The organism is Myroides indicus (assembly GCF_004364575.1).
Taxonomy (GTDB): domain Bacteria; phylum Bacteroidota; class Bacteroidia; order Flavobacteriales; family Flavobacteriaceae; genus Flavobacterium; species Flavobacterium indicum_A.
On sequence record NZ_SOAG01000012.1, the window covers coordinates 61,638 to 87,359 of the forward strand.

At 36.1% G+C, this 25,722-nt stretch carries 14 protein-coding genes; 12 read left to right on the forward strand and 2 right to left on the reverse strand.

The window, feature by feature from the left end; translation table 11 throughout:
- Nucleotides 1-15 precede the first annotated feature (15 nt).
- The 9 genes from C8P70_RS06490 (at nt 16) to C8P70_RS06530 (ending at nt 13,718) form a co-directional block, all read left to right on the forward strand.
- Nucleotides 16-2,238, forward strand: a complete 2,223-nt coding sequence (locus tag C8P70_RS06490; protein WP_133712531.1) for a patatin-like phospholipase family protein — start codon at nt 16-18, stop codon at nt 2,236-2,238.
- A 218-nt stretch (nt 2,239-2,456) separates the two neighbouring features.
- Nucleotides 2,457-3,614: a homogentisate 1,2-dioxygenase gene (locus C8P70_RS06495; protein WP_133712532.1), complete on the forward strand. Its 1,158-nt coding sequence runs from the start codon at nt 2,457-2,459 to the stop codon at nt 3,612-3,614.
- A gap of 37 nt (nt 3,615-3,651) precedes the next feature.
- The gene (gene hppD, locus C8P70_RS06500; protein WP_133712533.1) at nt 3,652-4,812 is read left to right on the forward strand and encodes a 4-hydroxyphenylpyruvate dioxygenase; all 1,161 of its coding nucleotides are present in this window, start codon (nt 3,652-3,654) and stop codon (nt 4,810-4,812) included.
- Between the two features lie 262 nt (nt 4,813-5,074).
- On the forward strand, nt 5,075-5,854 hold the full coding sequence (locus tag C8P70_RS06505; RefSeq protein WP_133712534.1) for a DUF3108 domain-containing protein: 780 nt from the start codon (nt 5,075-5,077) through the stop codon (nt 5,852-5,854).
- Nucleotides 5,855-5,912: 58 nt separating this feature from the next.
- On the forward strand, nt 5,913-6,788 hold the full coding sequence (locus tag C8P70_RS06510; protein WP_394346291.1) for a tryptophan 2,3-dioxygenase family protein: 876 nt from the start codon (nt 5,913-5,915) through the stop codon (nt 6,786-6,788).
- 62 nt (nt 6,789-6,850) lie between these two features.
- Nucleotides 6,851-8,050 (forward strand): M23 family metallopeptidase, encoded by a 1,200-nt coding sequence (locus C8P70_RS06515; RefSeq protein ID WP_133712544.1) that lies wholly within the window; start codon nt 6,851-6,853, stop codon nt 8,048-8,050.
- A gap of 8 nt (nt 8,051-8,058) precedes the next feature.
- Nucleotides 8,059-9,684, forward strand: coding sequence for a glucose-6-phosphate isomerase (gene pgi, locus C8P70_RS06520; protein WP_133712536.1), 1,626 nt, complete (start codon nt 8,059-8,061; stop codon nt 9,682-9,684).
- A 105-nt stretch (nt 9,685-9,789) separates the two neighbouring features.
- On the forward strand, nt 9,790-12,648 hold the full coding sequence (locus C8P70_RS06525) for a TonB-dependent receptor (RefSeq protein WP_133712537.1): 2,859 nt from the start codon (nt 9,790-9,792) through the stop codon (nt 12,646-12,648).
- 119 nt (nt 12,649-12,767) lie between these two features.
- The gene (locus tag C8P70_RS06530; protein ID WP_133712538.1) at nt 12,768-13,718 is read left to right on the forward strand and encodes an aldo/keto reductase; all 951 of its coding nucleotides are present in this window, start codon (nt 12,768-12,770) and stop codon (nt 13,716-13,718) included.
- Nucleotides 13,719-13,752: 34 nt separating this feature from the next.
- On the opposite strand, the gene metG is transcribed toward C8P70_RS06530, so the two are convergent.
- A complete protein-coding gene (gene metG, locus C8P70_RS06535; RefSeq protein ID WP_133712539.1) occupies nt 13,753-15,813 on the reverse strand; it encodes a methionine--tRNA ligase in 2,061 nt (686 codons plus the stop codon).
- 231 nt (nt 15,814-16,044) lie between these two features.
- On the opposite strand from metG, the gene C8P70_RS06540 reads away from it, so the two are divergent.
- Both C8P70_RS06540 and C8P70_RS06545 read left to right on the forward strand, forming a co-directional pair.
- Nucleotides 16,045-17,325, forward strand: coding sequence for a chloride channel protein (locus tag C8P70_RS06540; RefSeq protein WP_133712540.1), 1,281 nt, complete (start codon nt 16,045-16,047; stop codon nt 17,323-17,325).
- A gap of 105 nt (nt 17,326-17,430) precedes the next feature.
- Nucleotides 17,431-18,024 (forward strand): Crp/Fnr family transcriptional regulator, encoded by a 594-nt coding sequence (locus tag C8P70_RS06545; protein WP_133712541.1) that lies wholly within the window; start codon nt 17,431-17,433, stop codon nt 18,022-18,024.
- A gap of 45 nt (nt 18,025-18,069) precedes the next feature.
- Here the strand turns inward: C8P70_RS06545 and C8P70_RS06550 are convergent, their stop codons facing one another.
- A complete protein-coding gene (locus C8P70_RS06550; protein WP_133712542.1) occupies nt 18,070-18,540 on the reverse strand; it encodes a hypothetical protein in 471 nt (156 codons plus the stop codon).
- 922 nt (nt 18,541-19,462) lie between these two features.
- On the opposite strand from C8P70_RS06550, the gene C8P70_RS06555 reads away from it, so the two are divergent.
- Nucleotides 19,463-25,722, forward strand: a 6,260-nt coding sequence (locus tag C8P70_RS06555) for a choice-of-anchor J domain-containing protein (RefSeq protein ID WP_133712543.1), incomplete at its 3' end; no start/stop codon positions are given.

Below are 25,722 nucleotides of genomic sequence, written 5' to 3' on the forward strand. Positions count from 1 at the left end.
CAAATCTGTAATGTAATGCAAAAAAGGCTGTATATTTTTATAATTGCTGTTCTGACTGTGTTTATAGGATATAGTCAGGATCAGGTAAACAGACCCAAGGTAGGGCTGGTAATGAGTGGAGGTGGAGCAAAAGGACTTGCACATATTGGAGTGCTGAAAGTTTTGGAAGAAGAAGGAGTAAAAGTGGACTATATTGCCGGTACAAGTATGGGAGCTATTATTGGCGGTTTATATGCTTCGGGCTATACTGCATCTGAGCTGGATTCTATTTTTAAAAGAATTGATGCGAATGCTTTAATTCGGGATTATATTCCTAGAATATCAAAATCTTTTTACGAAAAAAAGAATGATGAAATTTATGCCTTGGCACTGCCTTTTGATAATTTTAGAATAGGTTTGCCTCAGGCGCTGTCTAAAGGGATGTATAACTATACCCTGATGAATAAGCTATTGGCGCATGTCAGACACGTGAGGGATTTTAATAATTTAAATACGCCTTTTTTGTGTATAGCAACTGATGTTCAAACAGGAGAAAAAGTTGTCCTGGACAAAGGTTATCTGCCTCAGGCAATTTTAGCAAGTGGTGCTTTTCCGTCCCTGTTTGCTCCGGTTGAGATTGATGGAGAATATTTAGTTGACGGAGGAATAGTAGACAACTATCCGATTGAAGCTTTAAAAAATATGGGGGCGGATATCATTATCGGAGTAGATGTACAAGACAGTTTAAAGACAATTAAAGATATCAAAGGAGCGACAGATTTGCTTTTGCAAATTTCCAATTTTTCGACTATTCGCCAAATGAAAGACAAAGCACCGAAGACAGATATCTATATCAAACCGGATATTATAGGCTATACCGTAGTTTCGTTTGATCAGGGTGAGGCAATCATTAAAAGAGGCGAACTGGCTGCTGATGAAACAATTGACCAGCTGAAAAAAATAGGAGGATACGAAAATTTGTATAAAGAACAATTTGTTCCTAAATATACTGATTCGATGAGAATCAGTGATATAAAAATTAATGGAGTTACAAGTTATACAAATCGGTATATACACGGAAAGTTGGGCTTTAAACCCAATTCAAGCTTTACTTTTGAGCAGTTGGAAAAAGGGATAGACCAGTTAAGCGCTACGGAAAATTTTAGTAGTATTTCTTACCGTTTTGACAAAGATGGAGACAGAGATGTTTTTGTGCTGGATTTGATAGAAAATCCGGTTAAAAGATTGTTGAAGCTGGGGCTGCATTACGATGGATTGTACAAATCCGCGGCTTTAGTGAATGTTACCCAGCGAAATTTTTTAATGAAAAGTGATGTTGCTTCCTTAGATGTTGGATTGGGCGATAATCTGCGTTATAATTTTAATTATTTTGTAGACAACGGTTTTTACTGGAGTGTCGGCATCAGTTCTAAGTTCCAGAAATTTTCTGCGTCAATGCCCTACAAGTTGTTAGAAGAAACCAGAGATGGTTTTGGTGAAGCAAGTAATTTGCCTTCAAAATTTACGATAGATTACGTGGATTTGACGAACAGGCTCACTTTTTCTACATTTTATCAACAAAGATATTTGCTTTCTATAGGGTTGGAGCACCGCTATTTTAATATTAAAAGCCCTACTTTGTCAAGCAGTGAAAATCAATTTGACAACAGTAATTATTTAGGAGGGTTTGCCAATATGACGATTGATACTTATGACAATAAGTATTTTCCCCGCAACGGATTTATGCTGAAAGGAGAATTTAAAAACTATTTCTATTCGAGCGACTATGCGAATGAATTTGATAATTTTTCAGTTTTATCCGGACAGATAGGCTATGCAAAAAGCATCACTAGCCGATTGTCTTTTGATATTAAATCTCGCTTGGGAACTATAATAGGCGAGCATGCACCTATGGGATTTAATTTTATATTGGGCGGATATGGTTTTGCAGATTCAGAAAATATAATCCCCTTTTTAGGATACGATTTCTTATCTCTTGGAGGAAACTCTTTTATTACAGGGGGTGTGCAGTTGGATTATGAAATTTTGAGAAAACATCATATTAATATCTCTGCAAATTTTGCCAATGCAGGAGAGCGAATTTTTAGCAGCTCGGAATGGTTTACAAAATCAAATTATTCGGGTTATGCGCTGGGTTATGGAATGCAAACCGTAATTGGTCCTATCGAAGCTAAGTTTACTTATTCTCCTGATACCGGAAATACATATACGATGATTTCTGTTGGATTTTGGTTTTGATTATGTTAACAAAGCAGAGGCTGTAGTTGCGTAAACAGAAATAAAAACCGCTCAAAAAATTGGATTATACAATTTTATTTCGATATTTGTGTAATTATGAAAACACAATGGGACGGTTTGTTGGCTTACTTAAAGTTCCTCATCAAGAGAAATCCTGAGTGAGAGATACTATTACTTATTTATATTTTTTTATTTACTAACTTAAATTATAAGTAATTATGCCATTATATCATCATTTGGGGAAGATACCCCCTAAACGTCACACTATATTTAGAAAAGAAAACGGTGATTTGTACTATGAGCAATTGTTTGGCACTATAGGTTTTGACGGAATGTCGACCAATATGTACCACGAACATAGACCCACACAGGTTAAAAAGATTCTGAGACAATATAGTGTTGCACCAAAAATTGCAAGAGCAAATAATATTCAATCTTATCGTCTGAGAGGATTTCAGATTCAACCGCAAGATGATTATTTAGAGAGCCGGAAAGCAGTGCTGACTAATAGTGACTGTACCATTGTATTAGCGGCTCCCAAAAAATCTACGGAAGATTACTTTTATAAAAATACAGATTCGGACGAAATGATTTTTGTTCACAAAGGCAGTGGAACTTTGCGGACAGTATTGGGCAATCTGACCTTTAAATACGGAGATTATCTGATAATTCCACGTGGAATTATTTACAAGATTGATTTTGATACGGAAGACAACAGATTGTTTATCGTTGAGTCCAGGCATCCAATATATACGCCAAAGCGTTACAGAAACTGGTTTGGACAATTATTGGAGCATTCTCCTTTTTGTGAACGCGATATCCGCAGACCGGATCACTTGGAAACGTATGACGAAAAAGGAGATTTTTTGATCAAGGTTAAAAAACAGGATGAAATCTTTGATATGGTTTATGCCACGCATCCTTTTGATGTGGTCGGATATGACGGTTATAACTACCCGTATGCATTTTCTATCCATGATTTTGAACCCATAACAGGCAGAATTCATCAGCCGCCTCCGGTACACCAGACATTTGAAACCAGTGCATTTGTAGTCTGTTCATTTGTTCCTCGTTTATACGATTATCATCCGGATTCAATTCCGGCACCGTATAACCACAGTAATATTGACAGTGATGAGGTGCTGTACTATGTGGATGGAGATTTTATGAGCAGAAATGACATTGCTCCCGGACATATTTCGCTGCATCCGGCTGGGATCCCTCACGGACCGCATCCCGGAGCTGCCGAAAGATCAATAGGAGAAGTTAAAACGGAAGAACTGGCAGTAATGGTAGATACTTTTAAACCCTTAATGCTGACTGAAGAGGCAATGGGGATAGCTGATGAACAGTACTATCAATCTTGGCTGGAATAACAAAAATTAAAAAACAACTACTAAAATACAATAAATCATGAGTGAAGGATTAAAATCCGTAGAATACGGATTAGATAAAATATTTGAAGGAGCACAAGACTTTTTGCCAATTTTAGGAACGGATTACGTAGAGTTTTACGTAGGAAATGCTAAGCAGGCAGCACATTATTATAAAACAGCATTCGGCTTTCAGTCAGACGCTTACTGCGGTTTAGAAACAGGAGTGAGAGACAGAGCATCGTATGTTATTAAACAAGATAAAATCCGTTTGGTATTAACTACAGCTTTAAATTCTGATTCACCTATTGGAGAACATGTTAAAAAACACGGAGATGGAGTAAAAGTAGTAGCGCTTTGGGTGGAGGATGCCCGTTTATCTTATGAAGAAACGATTAAACGAGGGGCAAAATCTTTTATGGAACCCGTAGCAACCAAAGACGAACACGGAGAGGTTGTTCAGGCAGGAATTTATGCCTATGGGGAAACCGTTTTTATGTTTACGGAGCGCAAGAATTATAAAGGTGTTTTTATGCCTGGTTACGTAAAATGGGAAACAGATTACAATCCGGCACCGGTAGGCTTGAAGTTTATTGATCACATGGTAGGAAATGTAGGATGGGATCAGATGAATGTTTGGGTAAAATGGTTTGAGGACGTAATGGGATTTGTTAACTTTTTGTCGTTTGATGACAAACAGATTACAACTGAATATTCTGCGTTGATGTCTAAAGTGATGGCAAACGGAAACGGACGTATCAAGTTCCCGATTAATGAACCGGCAGAAGGGAAGAAAAAATCTCAAATTGAAGAATATTTAGATTTTTACGAAGGAGAAGGAGTGCAGCACATTGCTGTGGCAACCGATGATATTATTAAAACGGTCGCAGATATGAAAAGTCGCGGAGTAGAATTTTTATCTACACCTCCGCAAGCTTATTACGATGCTATTCCGGATCGTTTAAAAGATCACATGAGTAAATTTAAAGAGGATATTAAAGAATTGCAGAAGTTAGGGATTATGATTGATGCCGATGAGGAAGGATATTTACTGCAGATATTTACCAAACCGGTAGAAGATCGTCCGACGCTTTTCTTTGAAATTATTCAACGAATGGGGGCAAGAGGCTTTGGCGCAGGTAACTTTAAGGCACTTTTTGAATCTATTGAAAGAGAGCAAGAAAAAAGAGGAACTCTTTAGTTTTATAGTTAAGTAAAACATAAAAAGGCTGACTTTCAAAGCTATGAAGTTAAAGTAGGGTTAAAAATCCATATTATTACTTTTTCCTAGCCGAAAAACTATAGATTTGCAGTCACAAAAATAAGGTAGTCATAAGCTTTATTTGAGTGTAATAAATTTTTCATAATTTATAGTTTTTTGGTTGGTTAATAGCATAAAAACTCAGTCATTTTTTTGACTGGGTTTTTTTGTTTGCTATTTTTGATATAAAATGTTTCCAACTATGAAAAGTAAATTGTTAATTTTTATCCTTTTATGGAGCACGGGATTCTTGTCGGCTCAGACAACTTCTGCTAAAAAGGCTTTCGATACGAACGAATATCTAAAGTTTAGGATTAGCTATGGTATTATGAATGCCGGTATAGCAACTCTAAAAATCACCGATACAGTTTATAAAGGACGTACCTTATATCACGCCAAAGGGATAGGGTATACAACTGGTGTTCCCAAATTATTTTTTAAAGTTTACGACGATTACCAAAGTTATTTTGAGAAAGACAATGTGATTCCTCATCGGTTTATTCGAAAAATTGATGAAGGAGGGTACACCAAAGATCAGGAAGGATTTTTTGATTACCAGAAAATGACTGTTTTGGTAAAAGATTACGAAAAAAAAACCAATGAAAACTTTTCTATTGGCAGAGGGGTTCAGGATATAGTTTCTGCATTTTATTATTTGAGGAAGCACCCCAAATTAGACGAATTAAAAACAGGAGAATCAGTAGAAATAGACATGTTTTTCGATGGAGAAGTCTTTAAGTTTCAGTTAAAATATTTAGGCGAAGAAACCTTAAGGACTAAATTCGGCAAAGTGAAGTCAATGAAATTCAGACCCTATGTAATGGCAGGACGCGTTTTTAAAGAAAAAGAAAGTCTTACTGTTTGGGTGTCTGCTGATAGCAATAAAGTACCGCTTCGGATAAAAGCAAGCCTTGCAGTAGGATCTTTAAAAGCAGATTTAGAAGAGTATAGCGGATTGGTTTCCGAATTAAAATTTGAATAAAATCATGGATAATATATTAGAAAAAAATATTGCAGCTTTAAATGAAAAGTTTGCGGAAATGGGACAAAAAACAGCAATTCATTTAGAGGGGCTGTTGTATGCAAAACCAATTACTTATTGGGATTATATCCAGACAGATGCTTTGTTGAGTCTTCAAACTCAGCGCACCTTGTTGCCGGATGAGATGGTTTTTATCATGTATCATCAAATTAATGAGCTGTTGTTTAAAATGATTTTATGGGAAATTAATCAGATATCTGAAACTGAGAAAATAGATGCTGAGGTATTTACAGATAAATTAATGAGAATAAGTCGTTATTTTGATATGCTTACCAGCTCTTTTGATATTATGGGAGACGGCATGGAAATAAAGCAATACTTAAAATTTAGAAATACGCTGACACCGGCAAGTGGTTTTCAAAGTGCACAATATCGTTTGATTGAATTTGCTTCTACAGACTGGATTAATCTAATTGATAAAAGATTTATAGATAAAATCAGTAAAGATATGTCTGAAGAAGAAGCTTTGGAGTTTATGTATTGGCAGGCAGCAGGCAAGGATTACAAAACAGGTAAAAAATCTTATTTGCTCAACGAATTTACGAAGCGATATAGTGAAAATTTTGTTAAAGCCATGAAAGACTATGAAAAAACAAATTTATGGCAGAAATTTGTAGAATTGCCTAAAGAAGTTCAGGAAAATTCGGAACTTGTAGAAGCGATGCGTCATTATGATAAAACGGTAAACATTACTTGGGTAATAGGGCATTATAAAGCGGCTCTTAAATATTTAGAGAACCCTTATGAAACCAAAGAAGCTACAGGTGGCAGCGATTGGAAAAAATATATGTTACCAGAATATCAAAGACGCATATTTTTTCCGAGTTTGTGGAAGCAAGAGGAATTAGATAACTGGGGCAAAGGTCTGGTGTAAGTTTTGAAAAAAGAAGAATTTTGAAATACAACAAGCGTTTAATTTATACTTTTTTGGCAGCTATGCTTTTGTTCTCTTGTAAGAAAACGGAAGAAATACAAGTTGAGCAAGGAATTCAGGAAGAAAATGTTGAAGAAATAATAGCTGAGTTATATGGTTTTAATCTTAATGATTATTTATTGGTAGAAGATACAATTAAAAGAGGAGATAATCTGGGAAAGCTGTTAGGTGACAATAATTTTAATCCTTCTGAAGTGCACAATATTGTCGAAAAGATTAAAGATACTATCAACGTTAAAAATATACGTATTGGGCAACCTTATACTTTGGTAAAATATAAAAAGGATCCGAATGTATTGGCGGCATTGGTTTATCATCCCAATATATCCGGATATCAGGTTATAGATTTAAGAGACTCCATTTCTGCTTATACCAAAACATATCCTGTAACAATAAAGCGCAGAACAATAGCAGCAAAAATTGAAGGATCACTTTCATTAAGTTTGGACAAAGAAGGCGTAGACCAATCCTTAGCTACCCGAATGTCCCAAATTTTTGCTTGGTCTATAGACTTTTTTAAATTACAGCCAGAAGATCGATTTGCTGTTACTATAGAAGAAAAGTACATTAATGATACCATTTATGCAGGTATATCTAAAATAGATGCCGCTTATTTTAATTATAGAGGTAAGGATTTATATTCCTTTCCGTATAAGCGACCGGAATCTAAAGGAATAGATTACTACGACGAAGAAGGACGACCGATGAAAAGTATGTTTTTAAAAGCACCATTGGAGTTTTTCAGAATTACTTCAAGATATACTAAAAGTCGTTTTCACCCTGTACAGAAAACTTGGAAAGCACATAACGGAACTGATTATGCAGCACCTACAGGTACACCTATTATGACTACCGCATCAGGAGTAGTGGAAAGAGCAGGTTATACTGCGGGCAATGGCAACTATGTAAAGGTCAGACATAACGGAACATATTCCACACAATATTTACATATGTCTAAAATATTGGTAAAAGTAGGACAATATGTCCAGCAAGGGCAAAAAATAGGTTTAGTAGGAAGTACTGGTTTGGCAACAGGACCTCATGTATGTTACCGGTTTTGGAAAAACGGGGTACAAGTAGATCCGTTAAGTCAAGTTTTACCAAATTCAGAACCAATGGATAAAAAAGATATTCCGGCTTTTAAAGAATATATCAAACCACTGAAACAAGAGTTAGATACGGTTATTAATCAAAAATTTTAAAAGAAGAAATTTTGGAAAATATTAATCCTTCAGGTACTGCAGCTTGGGAAAAGTTGCGTCTGCATTTTGAGAAAATGGAGTTTGTTCAAATGCAAGATTTATTTGCAGATGACAAAGAGCGGGTGAAAAAAATGAATGTAGAATGGGGATCTGTTTTATTGGATTATTCTAAAAATAAAATTACCGAAGAGACGGTTAAGCTATTGATAGAGCTTGCCGAAGAAGTTGGATTGCAATCAGCTATTGATGCGATGTTTTCTGGAAAAAAAATAAATAAAACAGAAAACAGAGCAGTCCTTCATACAGCTCTCAGAAATTTTTCTGATACGGAAAATATTGTCGTCGACCAAGTAGATGTTTTGGGGGAAGTCAGAAAAACCCGTATGAAAATCAAACACTTTACAGAGAAAGTTTTGTCGGGAGAATATTTATCATCTACCGGTAAAAAATTCCAAAATGTAATTAATATTGGTATAGGAGGGTCGGATTTAGGCCCAAAAATGGTTGTAAATGCACTTGAAAATTACAGAAATCAACTTAATGTTTATTTTGTTTCCAATGTAGATAATGACTATTTGTTTTCTGTGCTAAATAAATTAGATCCCGAAACAACCCTAGTATTGATTGTTTCTAAAACCTTTACTACACAAGAAACGATTGTTAATGCATTAGCCGTAAAGGATTGGCTTAAAAGCTCATTACAAAAAGAGGATATAAGTAATCATTTGATAGGTGTTTCAACCAATATTGATGAAGCTGTAAAGTTCGGATTGAAACCAGAAAATATTTTTCCGATGTGGGATTATGTAGGCGGTCGCTATTCGCTGTGGAGTGCAGTAGGATTATCTGTTGCTTTAGCCGTGGGGTATAGTAATTTTGAAAAGCTGCTGAAAGGAGCCAATGCAATGGATGTACATTTTAAAAATGCTGAGTTTAAAAAGAATATTCCCGTTATATGCGCTTTGCTTAGTGTGTGGTATAATAACTTTTTTGGTTATGAAACAGAAGCCGTAGTTCCTTACAGTCAGCTTTTAGAAAAATTTCCGGCACATTTGCAGCAAATGATTATGGAAAGCAACGGAAAAAACGTTAGTAGAGAAGGATATCCGGTAAACTATCAAACAGGAACTTTAGTTTGGGGTGAAGTAGGGGTTTCTGCCCAGCATGCTTTTTTTCAGCTTTTTCATCAAGGAACCAAAGTGATTCCAATTGATTTTATAGGATTTGTTAATCCGTTTTTTGAAAAAAGCAAACCGGTGCACGATATATTAATGTCTAACTTCTTTGGACAGTCAGAAGCTTTGCTCAACGGAAAAAGAGGAGAAGCTTATCAATCAGATAGTCAGGATTCTCTTAGAGAATTTAAGGATTTTGTTGGGAACAAACCTTCCAATACAATTTTGATAGACCAGCTAACACCCGAAACATTAGGAATACTTATTGCGTTATATGAACACAAAACATTTGTTCAAGGAATAATTTGGAACATTTTTAGCTTTGATCAATTCGGAGTAGAATACGGAAAGATTTTAGCTAAAAATATACAAAATGAAATTTTTTCTAAAAATATAAATAAACATGATTGTTCTACAGGTTTTTTATTGAATTATTATTTAAAGAGTGATAAAAAATAAGAAATAGTGTAAAGAGATAAACGTTAAATTTAATGTTTACGTAACATAACGTAGGGGTGATTTTGTACCTTTGTCTCGAAATAATTTATCACTTACACTTAAAAAATGAAAAACTTGAAGAATTGGATGCTGTCTTTTGTAATGTTATTTACAGCAACATCCGCATTTTCACAAAACAAAGTCGTTGGTAAAGTAATCGACAACGAAATGAATTTCGGATTGCCGGGAGCGTCCGTTATTGTTAAGGGAACTCAAAATGGAACTTCGACAGATACGAATGGAGAGTTTGAGCTTAGCGTTAGCAGTGACAAAGGCGAAGTAACGATTTCTTTTATCGGCTACCAAACCAGAACAGTTCCTTTTACTATCGGGAGCGGTAAGACAAATCTGGGAACCATTGTTCTTAAAGCCGACGAGAATATGTTGGATGATATTGTTATTATGGGAGTTGCAGACGTTGCAAAAGACCGTAAAACACCGGTAGCTGTCTCTACAATTAAAGCTGCTGAAATTCAAGAAAAACTAGGTTCACAAGAGTTTCCCGAAATTTTAAACACAACCCCTTCTGTATACGCTTCAAAAGGTGGCGGAGGCTACGGAGATTCAAATATCAATATCAGAGGGTTTGACCAAAGAAATGTTGCTGTATTAATTAATGGTATGCCTGTTAATGATATGGAAGGAGGAGCTGTTTATTGGTCAAACTGGGCTGGACTGTCGGATGTAACTACCGCTATACAGGTTCAAAGAGGATTAGGCTCCTCTAAAATTGCAATTTCTTCTGTTGGAGGTACAATTAATGTGTTAACCCGTACTTCTGACGCTAGAGAAGGAGGATCGATTTCCGGAAGTGTAGGAACTGGAGATTATTTTAAAGGATTAGCTTCATATAATACGGGGGTTTTAGAGAATGGTTTATCAGCTTCCGTATTATTAGGTTACGCAAGAGGAAGCGGATATGTTGAAGGAACAGGATTTGAGGGATATAACTATTATTTAGGTTTAGGATACCGTTCTAAAGATTCTCGTCATAATATTCAATTTACATTTACTGGTGCTAAGCAAGATCATGATCAAAGATCTACTTCAGTTTCTATTGAAAATATCCAAAAATGGAATAATGGGAGAATGAATAAAAGGTTTAATCCCGATACTGGTTTTTATAATGGAGAGAGATTTAACTTTAAATCTAATTACTACAACAAACCAGTAATGTCCATCAATTACGATTTCAATATTAACGAAACTTGGACATTAGGAACTGTATTCTATGGATCTTGGGGTCGTGGTGGCGGAACCGGAGCAATTGGTGGCGGACCGAATGGCTACAGAGATTTTGGCACAGAAGTAAGAGATGCTAACGGGCATATGCGTTTTGATGATATTGCTGCCTGGAATAGAGGCGAAATTATTGCTGATTGGAATAAACTTGACAAAGAAGGGAATCCTATAGATAATGGTACGGGTAATGTATTGATAGATGATCCGAACAATCCCGATAAACAGGGTTACTATGTAATGAATTATGATTCAAGAAATAAAGATAGAGGAGGTTGGGCGCGTCGTACAAGTATTAATTCACATGACTGGTATGGTACAGTTATAAACCTGAATGCTAAAGTAAACGAGAACTGGATGATTGATTTTGGTTTAGACGGACGTATCTATAAAGGATATCACTATCAATTGCTTGATAATTTAATGGGAGCTGATGGATTTTACGTTGACAATAATAAAAATAACGGAGGACAACATTATATTGTAAGTCAAACATATGATGCAAAAGCATCTATGAATCCGTGGGTAAATTGGAATAACAGAGAAAAAGTAGGATATCACAATGACGGTAATGTAAAATGGTTGGGTGGGTTTGGACAAGTAGAATACTCCAAAGATAATTTATCAGTATTTGTGCAGGGAGCTATTTCTAATCAGTGGATGCAAAGAATAGACTACTTTAATTATGATCGTACTACTGGAGAAGGAGCAAAAGAATATAAAAGTGATTGGGAAAGTATCTTAGGAGGTAGCATTAAAGGAGGAGCAAACTATAATATTAACGAAAATCACAATGTATTCGTAAATTCCGGTTATTTTTCTCGCCAACCTTTTATGAACAATGGGGTGTATTTAAATAACACAAATACTGTTAATCCAGATTTGACAAACGAGAAAGTGTTCGGATTAGAAGCCGGATATGGCTATCGAAGCCAAAACTTCAGAGCAAATTTGAACTTATATAGAACATCTTGGAAAGACAGAGTAACGCGTGCAACAGGAAGATTTGAGGATATTGCTGAAGATGGAAGTAAAAAAGCAGTTAATGGATATGCTACTTTAGTTGGAGTAGAGCAAGTTCACACTGGAATGGAAATGGATTTCATCTATTTCCCAACTGATCGATTAACGGTAACAGGATCATTTTCATGGGGTGATTGGCATTATGCATCGGATGTAACTGGAACATATTATAACGAAGAAACAAATCAACCAATTTATAATGAGCCAGGTAATCCTGATTCCGGATTCAAAACACATACATTATATATTGATGGTGCAAAAGTTGGAGGTGCACCACAGTTAATTGCAAACTTAGGAGCTAGTTACGAGCTAGTAAAAGGATTACATGTGGATGCTAACTACAGATACAATGATAATTTTTATGGAACTTTAGCTATTGCTGATGCGAAGGAAGAAGGAATGAGTGGTTCAATGAAGCTTCCGGCTTTTAATTTATTTGATGCTGGTCTATCATATAGAATGGAAGTTGGGAAAGAAAAACAAAATTCCTTGACTATGCGTGTTAATGTGAATAACGTATTTGACACTACATATATTTCCTCTGCAAGAACAAATATTGAAGCTACCCCGGAAAGTGTAACTTGGAAAGGTGTAGATGTGAGAAATGAGGTTATGTTGGGAGCAGGAAGAACATGGAATTTTACCATGAGATTTAACTTCTAAGAAAAATTATTTTTTTATATAATCAAAAAAAAGGGCTGTACAATTTGTATAGCCCTTTTTTTGATTGCTAAATGGATATTATGTTGTAATTTCATAACTTAGTTTTAAAGTTGCAAAAAATGAAAAAATATAAATTTGGACAAACAAACTTATTTACCCCCGCATTGTCTTTTGGAGGGAATGTATTTGGATGGACGTTAGATGAAAAAGTATCTTTTAGAATGTTAGATGAACTTTATGATAAAGGATTAACTTTTATAGATACTGCCAATAATTACTCGCATTGGGTACCCGGGAATACAGGAGGAGAGTCCGAAATAATTATCGGAAAATGGTTTAAGCAAACAGGCAAACGGCAAAAAGTTGTGCTATCTACTAAAGTTGGAGGTAAAATGGGAGATGGTACACGGGGGCTCAGAGGAGATTATATAAGACAATGTGTAGAAGATTCTTTGAGAAGATTAAATACGGATTATATTGATTTATATTTTTCACATTATGATGACATTGATACACCTCAGGAAGAAACGATGAAAGAGTTTAATGAATTAGTAAAAGAGGGAAAAGTACGTTATTTAGGCGCTTCAAATCTTACAGCAGAACGTATAGTTTCCGCTAATAAAATTGCATTGGAATCTGGTTGGGAAAAATATGTTGCGTTACAACCTTTATACAATCTATATGACAGGGAGAGATTTGAAACGGAATATCTACCACTTTCACAACAAGATGATATGGCTGTTATGAGTTATTTTGCTCTGGCAAGCGGATTCTTAAGTGGGAAATACCGAACCCAAACAGATTTGGAAAATAGTAAACGCAAAGACATGGTAAAAGGTTACCTTAATGAAAGAGGAATGAAAATTCTAGACAGTTTACAAGTTATTGCATCTAATCATAATGCAGAATTGGCAGAAATAGCAATTGCATGGCAAATTCAAAAACCAGAAATAACTGCACCTATTGTCAGCGCAACTACCTTTACTCAATTACAAAGTCTAATAAAATCTGTATCTCTGGAATTATCAGATGAAGAAATAAAAGAATTGGAAAGGGCAAGTGTATATTAATAAAAAAAGAGCTATTGCAATAGCTCTTTTTTTATTAGCTTATAATAGCTCCGTTGGTAGTATTTCCTTCATCCGGATTAACAAAAACTAATTTGCCGTTAGCGTTTTCCGTCATCAGTATCATTCCCTGACTCTCAACTCCTCTTAACTTTCTAGGAGCAAGATTAGCTAAAACAGTTACTTTTTTTCCGATAATTTCTTCAGGTGAAAAATGTTCAGCAATCCCGGAAACAATAGTTCTAACATCCATTCCTGTATCTACTTTTAATACTAAAAGTTTATTGGCTTTTGGCATTTTTTCAGCTTCAAGTATGGTTCCTACTCGGAGATCTAATTTTGAAAAATGTTCGTAAGTAGCAGTTTCTTTTTGCCGTTCAATAATTTTATTGGCAGAAGCATTTGCTTTTTTAGAAGCTTCTAGCTTATCTAACTGTTTTTGGATTTCCTCATCTTCAATTTTGGCAAATAATAATGCTGCTTCGCCAATTTTGTGATCTGCTTTTAAAAGAGGAATATCTTTTTCTAAATTATTCCAAGAAGTAGGTTGATCTATCTTTAAAATAGATTTTAATTTATGAGCAGTAAAAGGTAAAAAAGGTTCTGCCAGAGTACTTAGAGCTGCTGCAATTTGCAAAGCAATATACATTTGGGTTTTTACGCGCTCCGGATTATCTTTAATTAGCTTCCAAGGTTCTTCGTCTGCCAGATATTTATTCCCTAACCGCGCTGCATTCATCATTTCTGATAACGCTTCTCTAAACCGATAGCGTTCGACCGAACTTTCGATAACAGAAGGATAAGCTCTTAATTCCTGTAAAGTAGCAATATCTGTCTCGGTAAATTCATTAGGATGGGGAATTATGCCGTTGTAATATTTGTTGGTCAGGACAACCACACGGTTAATAAAGTTACCAAATATAGCAACGAGCTCGTTGTTGTTTCTTGCCTGAAAATCTTTCCAGGTAAAATCGTTATCTTTTGTTTCGGGTGCATTTGACGTTAAAACATAGCGCAAAACATCCTGTTTGTCAGGAAAGTCTTCTAAATATTCATGTAGCCAAACTGCCCAGTTTTTAGAAGTGGAAAGCTTGTTGCCCTCCAGATTTAAAAATTCGTTAGCCGGAACATTGTCAGGCAAAATATAGCTTCCTTCAGCTTTTAACATTGCAGGAAAAATAACGCAGTGAAAAACAATATTGTCTTTTCCTATAAAGTGAACCAGTTTAGTGTCCTCAGATTTCCAGTAAGGTTCCCAGTTTTTTCCTTCTCGTTCTGCCCACTCTTTGGTAGAGGATATATAGCCGATTGGCGCATCAAACCAAACATAGAGTACTTTTCCTTCTGCTCCTTCTACCGGAACAGGAATTCCCCAGTCTAAGTCTCTGGTTACTGCACGAGGTTTTAAACCGTCATCCAACCATGATTTTACCTGACCGTATACATTTGGCTTCCAGTCATTTTTATGTCCTTCTAAAATCCATTGGCGCAAGAATGTATCATATTGATCCAATGGTAAAAACCAGTGTTTGGTAGATTTTAATATAGGTTTAGAACCTGTAAGCGTTGATTTTGGATTAATAAGGTCTGTAGCATTTAACGAAGTACCGCATTTTTCACATTGATCTCCATAAGCTTCTTCATTTCCACATTTGGGACAAGTACCCAATACATAGCGGTCTGCTAAAAATTGTTGGGCTTGTTCGTCGTATAATTGTTCAGAAACTTCTTCTATAAATTTACCTTCTTTATATAATTTTCTGAAAAACTCTGAGGCGGTTTGATGGTGAATAGAAGAAGAGGTGCGGGAGTAATTGTCAAATGAAATTCCAAAATCTGAAAAAGATTGTTTTATGATTTGATTGTACTTGTTAATAACCTCCTGTGGCGTTATTCCCTCTTTTTTTGCCTTCATAGAAATGGCCACACCGTGTTCGTCACTACCACAAATAAAAGCTACGTCTTGGTTTTGCAAACGCAAAAAACGAGCATAAATATCAGCAGGAACATATACACCTGCTAGATGACCAATATGGATAGGACCATTTGTATAGGGCAAAGCGGCTGTGATGGTATATCTCTTAGGGTTTTGTATCATATCAGATATAAATAAAATACAAAAATAAACAATACAAGCGGATTTAAAGAGACTTAAATTAAATAAATATCGCGCTGGTGAATATAGAAAACAGTCTATTGCAATGTGTAAAAGCAATAATTTTATGATTTTAATCATAAAATTAGAACCTGTATAATGAGTAATTTTACGCAGTGTTGTTTTTTTGAACAAATTAATTGCAGAGAAGTTTGACTTCTCTTTTTGTGTTTTATGGATTTAAAGATTCACGTTTCAAAGAAAAATTTTTATTGGATTAAATGGAGTAAAATTATATTTTGTTCTGTTTTGATAGGGTTTGTAGTAGGGTTGGTAACATTGATGTTTAAAAATTTGGTTGAAGAGTATGAGCATATCCTTTTTTCTAAGGCTCAATCCACTAAAGTTATGTTTTTTGTTCTCCCTTTAATGGGGTTAGGACTCATTTATTGTTTGCGACTTTTTGTTTTTCACAACCGAAAAAATAAGGGGATATCGGAAGTTTTAGAAGCCGTTCACTTTAAAAAGAAGCTGCCCGCTTATAAAATTCCGTCACATTTTTTTAATGGTTTTCTTACTGTGATTTTTGGCGGAGCCACCGGGATAGAAGTTTCCACCGTAGTTGCAACGGCGGCCATGGGAGATTTGGCTTCTAAAAAAGAGCCGATTTTTAAAAAATATAAAAAAGAATTTATGGGAGCTGCAGTAGCGACAGGCATCTCAATATTATTTTGCAGTCCGTTGGCAGGTTTTTTCTTTTCATATGAAAATATCAAAAAACAAAATTCAAATGTTTTTTGGATTTCCCATGCAATTGGAGTTTCTATAGCTGTGCTCCTAATGTTTTTATTTGATGTTCAACCATTGTTTGAATTACATTTTTTACCAAAAATATGGCACTTACAAGCACTGCCTTATTTTTTTATTATTAGTCTGTTAGCGGGAATTTATGGAGTATATATGACAAAAATAGTATTGTTTTCCAAGCAAAAATTTCCTTTTAAAAATATGCCCGTTTTACAGTTCGTCACAGCAAGTATACTGATAGGGTCAATCTTATTTGTATTTCCCCACTTGTATGGGGACGGGTATCATACTTTAAAGTCGTTTACTTCTCCGCAAACTATATTGACTTTTTCAACGGGATTATTGATGGTCTTAGTATTGATTAAACCATGGATTACGGGAATTACTTTGGCAGGAGGAGGGGATGGAGGCGTATTTGCTCCCAGTATTTTTGGAGGAGCTTGCTTAGGATTAATGATTGGGATAATTGTTAAAACTTACTTTTATGACGATGTTGTTTTAATAAATTTTGTAATTATGGGAATAGCATTAACGGTTAGCGCTACTTTGCATGCTCCTTTTACAGCAGTTTTTCTTACTTGCGGAATATTTAATAATTACAGCCTAATTCTGCCTCTTTTAATTTTTGTTTTTGTAAGTTTTATAGTGTCCAAAAAAATATATCCTTTTACGGTATACAGTATTTCTTTACAAAAGCAAAAGAGATAAAAGTGCAAGAGTATTTTACCTCTATTTTCTTGTTTGTTTAGTTTTCTTTTTCAATTTGCAAATTGAAACATACGAGGTTATATTTGTATAAAATACGGTACTTCAATGATTAAGTTGGATTTGTTAATGCAAAGCGGAGCAGAAATAAGAGAGCTGCACAAAAATGAAATTGTTTTTAGTGTGGATCATTACCCTACGCATTATTATCAGGTTTTGGAAGGAAAAATAAAGATGAATAATTACAATGAAGACGGTAAGGAGTTTATTCAGAATATTTTTACAGTGGGACAAAGTTTTGGTGAGCCACCTTTGTTTATTGACGAACCCTATCCCGCAAGTGCTGTTGCGGTTACAAATGCAACTGTTGTTCAGCTTAAAAAAAACAATTTTTATGAAATGCTTAAAAAATATCCCGAAACTTCTTTGGCGGTAACACAAAGTTTAGCCCGGCGGTTGTATTATAAATCGGTAATGGCTCCTGAAATATCTTCTCAAGATCCGGAAAAAAGGATTCTTACTTTAATTGACTATATGAAAGAACATCAGTCAATAGATTTAACTAAAGACTTTTTAGTGCCATTAACCCGTCAGCAATTGGCAGATTTGACAGGACTTCGGGTAGAAACAGTAATTCGTACTGTTAAGCAGTTAGAAAAAAGAGAGCAACTGAAAATAATTAGCGGAAAAGTATATCGTTAAAAAAAATCCTTGTTTGATAAAAGCAAGGATTTTTTAGAAAATATTCTATAGCGGTTGTCCTACTGGAATATCACATCTGTGTCCGGGTTGTCCATGAGGAGGATTAACTTTTCCAGAAGCAGTTGTTCCTGCCGAACCTCCTGAATTTTGCAATTTACTCTTGGCCTGATCATTAACTAAAAACGGACTGCTGCCGTTAGAGCCAGAGGAAGGCTGAGAAGGAAGTTGTGATTGTGTATTATGATCATGCTCGTGAACAGGCGTGTCTAAAGGAGCACCTACTGGAATATCACATCTGTGACCTGGTTGTCCGTGAGCAGGATTTAAATTGTCAGGAGTCTGATTATTTGTTGTCGGAGCTTTTTCCTGTGCTTCATTTTGCGCAGGCGTTTCCTGAGCAGGTATTGTAGCTTGTAATTCAGTATCTTCAGTTGCTAGAGCTTCTTTTTGGGTGTCTTTACAAGAAAACAGTCCCAAAGTTAAAAATGCAGATAAAATATAAACTCGAATTTTCATAAATCTAAAATGGTTTTAATTGGTAGAGTGTAAACTTACTTATTTTTAGGTGGAAAACAATGAAAAATTATTCTTTTTGTTTACTGCTTTTGAAGTGTTTTTTTATTAGCTACTTAAAATGTTTGTAATATAAAGAATTCCCGAAGATTGCCTTGGAGCCAAAAGAAAAAATTTAAAAACGACCAGTTTTTCAACACACTTTGAAAAAATGCAAACTAGCTATATGGATGATGGGCATATTTGTAGCAGTCACAATAAGACCTTAGTATTATATCTTAATAGTAATAGTACCATCTATGAAATATAGGTGTAAAATAATTACTGAATAGTCAGGAATTACTTTAGTTACAATCTGTAAAGAAATATCAGAAAGCTATGAGAAAGCTATGAGAAAGCTTTTTGGAAATAGGTATGAATCAGATCACGTACATTTTTGATACAAAATCTACCAAGTTTGTCTTTGAGTCAAATAATGGTACGTGCAGTAAAAATTATAACCGTTCGTGAAGTGTCTCGTTTTCATCCTGGATAAAGCAATTATTATAGGGAGGTAATCTATGGGCAAGTGGCTTTTACGCGAATACAGCAGGTTTCTATGGAAACAAAAGTAATACGGAAAGTATATAGAAAATGAAGGTAAGCCTGATGAGGATTATCACAAAGTATATTAAGGTGAGCTTACTCTGTTATAACAATACCTCGGGGCAAACCTACGTTGTGTTTTATTTATTAAACTTATCAGATGTAGATAAATATTATCCTTTTCTTTTAAATAAAGAATAGTGTCTAATATTGATACTTTTATTGCGTAAATTTTTTGTATATTATTTTATTTGTAATGCGTTATTTTTTTTAATGTTATTTTTTTGTTATAATAAGTTAAAAAATATATCTTTGGTTGTTTAACTAAAATTAGTTTAAGATGAAAAAAATTACAAAAACTTTTGCAAGTGTTTTGCTTCTTATTTGTAGTGTTATAATGTATGCTATAAATATGGAGTATGATATAAGCGGAAGGATTTTAGGTTTAGACACTAAAATCAAAAGAACCTTTGTTGAGGAAACCTCTGAAAAGTTTAATGTCTCGACGCAATTGAGTGGCACTAGCAATTTTACAGCAAAAAGTGATGAAAGGAATTTTTCAGCTACTACTTGTACATCTTTTCCCGTTCCTTTTTGGGAAGGATTTAACACGGATTCACCATCTTTGGATTGTTGGACTATCATAGATAACAATAGTGATGGGACAACATATAGTAATACTTGGATGGCGTATACATATGGTGCTTATGAGGGAGATCAGCAAATGTATTTTTCTGGTTATCAAAGTGATGCTTCCAAAATGCCGCACGATGACTACTTGATTTCCCCTGCATTAACTTTAGATGCTTCTAAATTATACAAACTCACGTACTTTTATAAAACAACTACAAGTTACAGCAATGATTTTGAGGTTTTGCTTTCCCAAAGCGGAACGGCTTTAAGTGGTTTTACAACTACGCTTTTGGCTAAAAAGGGACATAGCAGCAGTGCCTGGGAGGAAGAGATTTTATTTATAGGCGGAATCTCAGGAGACGTCAATCTGGCGTGGCGGGTAACTTCCAAAGGTGCAGGAACCTATTTGTATTTGGACGCTGTTACTCTTGTTGAGGTAGATTGTGCCGATCCGGTAAACTTGGGCGTAAAAGATATCGAAACCAATACGGCAACTATTGTTTGGAGTGATGATTTTAATGCGAGCTGGGAGTATATTGTACAGGCAGAAGGAGATGGGTACCCAAGCGGAACTGGAACAGCCTTAAGTACAAAAGAAGCGACTGTAACCAAAGACCGTGGCGGAGCCAATTTAAAAGATAATACGGAGTATGAGTTTTATGTTCGTGCCAAGTGTTCGGATGGAAGCTTTGGTGATTGGTCGGGACCTTTCGTATTTAGAACTAGCTGTAAAGCCTTGAATTGGCCGTTTACAGAAAATTTTGAAACTACTTCTCAAACTTTGGCTTGCTGGACTATTATTGACAGCAATAAAGACGGTTCACCTACTTCAAGCAATATGTGGCGTCTTTATAACAGTTCTTCTAATGCTTATGAGGGCAGTTACAGTATGTATTTTAGCGGTTCTTCAGGGACTACACATGACGATTGGGTTATTTCTCCTGCAATAAACATGAGTAGCACAGATACTTACCAGTTGACTTATTACTATAAAACTTCTTCTTCCTATGACAATGAGTTTGAAGTAAAGTGGTCTAATAATGGAACAGATCCCAGCCAGTTTACAACTGATGTTGTGCCTAAGAGTACTTATAAAAACGGTTCTTACGTTAAAAAGACAGCGTATATTACCGGAGCAAGCGGGGAGGTTCATATCGGCTGGCATGTGGTTTCAACCGGTACCACATATGTTTACCTGGATATGATTACCCTTGAGAAAGTGGACTGTATTGGACCGGAGGATGATATTACAATCAGTGATTTAGAAAAAGACAAAGCTAAATTTAACTGGACGGACACTACAAATTCACAGTGGGAAACCTATGTTCAGGCAGCCGGTGGTTCCAAGCCTACAGGCAGCGGTACCATTACCAACAGCAAGCCTGTAACGGTAACGCGAACAAATGGTACGGGCAGTGCAAATTTACAGCCTAATACTGAATATGAATTTTGGGTTCGTTCTGTATGCGGACCGGGCAAAAACAGTGGTTGGATCGGACCATTTAAATTCAGAACACCATGTGATGTGCAGACACTGCCTTTCTGGGAAGGATTTAATACTACTTCTCCAACCTTGAGCTGCTGGTCTATTATCGATAACAATAATGATGGTACAACATACAATAATATGTGGATGACGTATACGTACGGAGCCTATGAGGGAGATCAACAAATGTCTTTTTCAGGCTCTCAATATGATGTGTCTAAAAGACCGCATGATGATTATTTGATTTCGCCGAGATTTAATCTCGATGCAACCAAAATTTATAAGTTAAAATATCATTATAAGACAAATACTTATTACAAAAATGATTTTGAGGTGGCTCTTTCCACGACAGGAGTTAATCCTGCTGATTTTACTAAAGTTTTATTGACCAAAAAAGGCTATATGAATGACAAGTGGGAAGAAGAAAAAATTATTATTGGTGGAGTTGATGGCATTATCAATGTAGCTTGGCATGTCAACGCTAATGATGAAGGAAGTAATTTGTATGTAGATAATGTTTTCCTAGAAGAGGTAGCTTGTCCTGAACCGATGAATCTAGGCGTTAAAAATATCGACATAGATAAGGCGACTATATTTTGGCAGGATGATTTTGGCAAAGATTGGGAATACGTAGTTCAGCGATCAGGGGGGAATGTTCCTTCGTCGGGCACAGGAACTAAAACCAAGGAGATCGCGGTTACATCTGATAAAAACGGAGATGCATTGGAAGCCAATACGGAGTATGAATTTTACGTTCGTACCAGCTGTGGAAGTGGCAAAGAAGGAGAGTGGTCCGGACCGTATAAGTTTAGGACAGCTTGTTCTGTATTTACGACTCCTTTCTGGGAAGGATTTAACAGTAAATCAGAAGGTATTTATTGTTGGACAATCCTTGATATGAATGGCGATGGAACAAGCAGTTCCGGAATGTGGCGTCAATATAATTATAGCCAGTATGAAGGGTCGCATGCTATGTACTTCTATGTTTATGACTATATTAATACAGTTAGCACAGATGACTGGTTGATTTCTCCTGTTTTTAACTTTAATCCAGGTAAAATTTACCGCTTAAAGTATCATTATAAAGCAAATTCATATAATGCCAGTAATAATTTTGAAGTTTTGGCGTCCAGTAGCGGAATTAAACCGACTGACTTTATAAAAGAAATAGTAAAGGATAAAGTTTACACAAATGACAATTATATAGAGGAAAAGGTGTTTATTGCCGGGTTAAGCGGAAGTGTTAATCTGGCCTGGCACGTAAAAGGCATGGGGTCCAAGACTCTTTATATCGACAATGTGTTTGTGGAGGAGGTTACAGGGTGTCCGGAACCTTTAAATCTGGAGGTAAAAGACATCGATAAGAGAGAAGCTACTATTTTGTGGACTGATGATTTTGGAGCTTCTAAATGGGAATACACAGTTCAAAAAGCCGGAGAGGGGCTGCCGACAGGGTCAGGTACAGCTACTACTCAAAAAGAAAATGTGGTTACAGCAGATGCTTCGGGCACTTCATTGGAACCCAATACAGACTATGAATATTATGTGCGTACGGATTGCGGCAATGGAGAATACAGTATTTGGGCAGGACCTTTTGTATTTGTAACACTTTGCGATGTTTATACGGTACCATTTTGGGAAGGGTTTAATTCTGACTCCCAAACATCGAGATGCTGGGAGATAATTGATGCTGATAATAATGGTGCGATGTGGGGTCAAAACAATTACAGTATGTATGAGGGAGATGGAGTAATGTCTTTCAACGGTTCAGGAAACCCAAGTGATGATTGGTTAATATCTCCGACAATTGTGTTAGACGGCGGCATGTACGTGTTAAAGTACCACCATCAGACCGCATCGTATTATGATAATAAGTTTGAGATTTTGGCATCTGTGACCGGAACCGATACAGCAGATTTTACTACGGTTATAAAACCAAGTCAGACATATAAAAATGATAAATACACAGAGGATGTAGTCTTTTTTAACGGTATTATCGGGGATGCTAATATTGCATGGAGAGTAACTACTTCTGGATATTCAAGTGTTTATTTAGACAATGTTTTCTTGAAAAAAGTAGAAACCTGTCCGGAGCCTTATTACATAAAAGTAAGTAATCAAACTTCTACAACCATGGATGTGGAGTGGGAACAATACGGTGATTCTACAGAATGGGAGGTTATTGTGGTCAATTACGGAGAAGACGCAACGGCTACACCGGTTCAGACGGTCACTGTAACAGGTACACCCAAAACAACGGTAACAGGACTTGGTTCAGGCAAGGCATATACTATTTACGTGAGAGCAAAATGTACAGATGGTAAATCTTACAGTGATTGGGGATCGCCAGTCATAGGAGGAACTAAAATCGGAGCTAATGATGATTGCGTTGGAGCGATTAATATTCCTGTAAATAAAACGACAGCATGCGAAAAAACAGTAAGTGTGAGCACTAACGGAGCGACGATGTCTTCTATTGCTAATGTGTGTAACGCATGGGGTTTTCAGTTTGATATTTGGTTTGAGTTTACAGCTACCTCAACAGCGCATATGCTAAGAGCGTTGGATGTAAAAGATTTACTCAATGCATGGAGTCCGAATATAGAGGTTGCTTTGTTTGACCAGGATTGCAGTACCATGGCGTCGCCTGCAGGAGCGTCTTTGGAATGTTTTTCTATGTCAGAGTGGAGAGGATATCAGGCTTTGCTAACCGGTTTGATACCTGGTCAGAAATACTATCTTCGCATAGGTGGGTCGAGTCCGACACAATTGTTATTTAACTTGTGTTTAACTTCCTATGACGGAGGATATTTGGAAGTAAGCCCCAGCGGTGAAAAATACTCTGTTGAGGAGCTTATAAACGATGTATTGATCAATTCCAATTGCGATTTGGTTTCCAATGTAAGATATCAGGCAGGAGACGGTACTAATGGCATGAATACACTGGCTTATTTTAACCGGGGAGATTCTGATTTTCCTTTCGAAGAGGGTATTGTTTTAGCCACACACGGTTCAGAGTATATTGCGGGACCTTACAGAGGGTTTGAAGCCTTTAAGCCGCGTATTCCATTTTGGACAGGTGACCCGGATTTAAATGAAGTGATTGATCAGGTTGGAGGAGCTGGTTTTGGCAGTCAGAAGGCAGTAGCTGTCTTGGAATTTGATTTTATTCCGGTAAAAGATTCTATTAAGTTTGAATATTTGTTTGTATCGGATAGTTTTAATAGAGGATGTGCTGTGGTTTGCCAGCCGGGAGGAGCATTATTTGCAGCTTGGCTGACTGAGATAGAAACAGGAGAAGGGCAGAATCTGGCATTAGTTCCGGGTACAACAGATCCTATAGCCATTTCTACGATTAGAGATAATCAAAAATCAGGTGCTAGTTGTGAGAGTACTAACCCGGAGTATTACTGGAGAAACTATGATAACAATCAAGATGATCCTTTGTCAGCTCCTGTTAATTATACAGGGATGACTGTTCCGATGAGTTCGGAGACCGTTGCGGTTAAACCAGGTAAAAAATACCATATCAAATTAGCCATAGCAGATTTTTGCGGTTTCTTGGCAGATGCTTCAGCAGTGTTTTTTAATGCGGGTAGTTTTGATTTGGGGAATTTGGATTTGGGTGCTGATTTATTAGTAGAGACAGACAATGCACTATGTGGAGGAGAATGTGTTACATTGAAATCCGGTTTAACTTCTGAGGATGTGGAGATCCAATGGTATAAAGATGATGTAGCTATAGCGGGAGCCACTCAACCAAATTATGAAGCTTGTGAATTTGGAACCTATAAAGTTGTTGGAAGGTATCCGGATATAAACTGTGAAGTTATAGGATCTGTTAAAGTAGAGATTTATCCTGCTATTTCTAAAGTGGTTTACAAGCCGGCAGAACTTGAAGTTTGCAGATATTCACTCAAAGAAAGAACAGTGGATTTATCAGGTGTAGAAGCAGAAATGTTTGCAGAGGTTAAACGAGAAGATTATACTACAGCTTATTATTTGACACAAGAAGAAGCTGCACAGGGAAGTGGAAATGTTATTGAAAATACATCAGCTTATGTTGTAGAAGGAGAGGAAGATTCAAATGTTTACATCCGTATAGAAGATACTCGTACGGGCTGCTACGAAGTATTTATTTTGCGTATTAAGGTAGAACAAGGAGCTGTTCCTTCTAAACCTGAAAACGTTGCAGTATGCGCAGAATATGTATTCCCACAAGTCAACGGCGATCAGTATTATTATACCGAACCGGGTGGTCAGGGCAAAGAATACCAGGTTGGAGATGTTTTGGCCGAACCGGGTGAACACGTGATATATTTGTTGCAATTAAACAGTGATGAGGGATGTTATGAAGAAACAGCTTATAAAGTAAACATTACAGCCCCTGTAGTGGCAGATATATTTGAAAATGCAACACCAAGTTGTGAATTGTATCAACTGAAACCACTTTCAGAACATAATAAATATTTTGAAGAACC

Bases quoted from the DNA above. Each gene is read 5' to 3' on its own strand.
- C8P70_RS06525 (WP_133712537.1), top strand. From the start codon at position 9,790: ATGAAAAACTTGAAGAATTGGATGCTGTCTTTTGTAATGTTATTTACA.
- C8P70_RS06495 (WP_133712532.1), top strand. From the start codon at position 2,457: ATGCCATTATATCATCATTTGGGGAAGATACCCCCTAAACGTCACACT.
- C8P70_RS06530 (WP_133712538.1), top strand. From the start codon at position 12,768: ATGAAAAAATATAAATTTGGACAAACAAACTTATTTACCCCCGCATTG.
- C8P70_RS06510 (WP_394346291.1), top strand. From the start codon at position 5,913: ATGGGACAAAAAACAGCAATTCATTTAGAGGGGCTGTTGTATGCAAAA.
- hppD (WP_133712533.1), top strand. From the start codon at position 3,652: ATGAGTGAAGGATTAAAATCCGTAGAATACGGATTAGATAAAATATTT.
- C8P70_RS06540 (WP_133712540.1), top strand. From the start codon at position 16,045: ATGGATTTAAAGATTCACGTTTCAAAGAAAAATTTTTATTGGATTAAA.
- C8P70_RS06490 (WP_133712531.1), top strand. From the start codon at position 16: ATGCAAAAAAGGCTGTATATTTTTATAATTGCTGTTCTGACTGTGTTT.
- C8P70_RS06515 (WP_133712544.1), top strand. From the start codon at position 6,851: ATGCTTTTGTTCTCTTGTAAGAAAACGGAAGAAATACAAGTTGAGCAA.
- C8P70_RS06545 (WP_133712541.1), top strand. From the start codon at position 17,431: ATGATTAAGTTGGATTTGTTAATGCAAAGCGGAGCAGAAATAAGAGAG.
- C8P70_RS06550 (WP_133712542.1), bottom strand. From the start codon at position 18,540: ATGAAAATTCGAGTTTATATTTTATCTGCATTTTTAACTTTGGGACTG.
- C8P70_RS06505 (WP_133712534.1), top strand. From the start codon at position 5,075: ATGAAAAGTAAATTGTTAATTTTTATCCTTTTATGGAGCACGGGATTC.
- metG (WP_133712539.1), bottom strand. From the start codon at position 15,813: ATGATACAAAACCCTAAGAGATATACCATCACAGCCGCTTTGCCCTAT.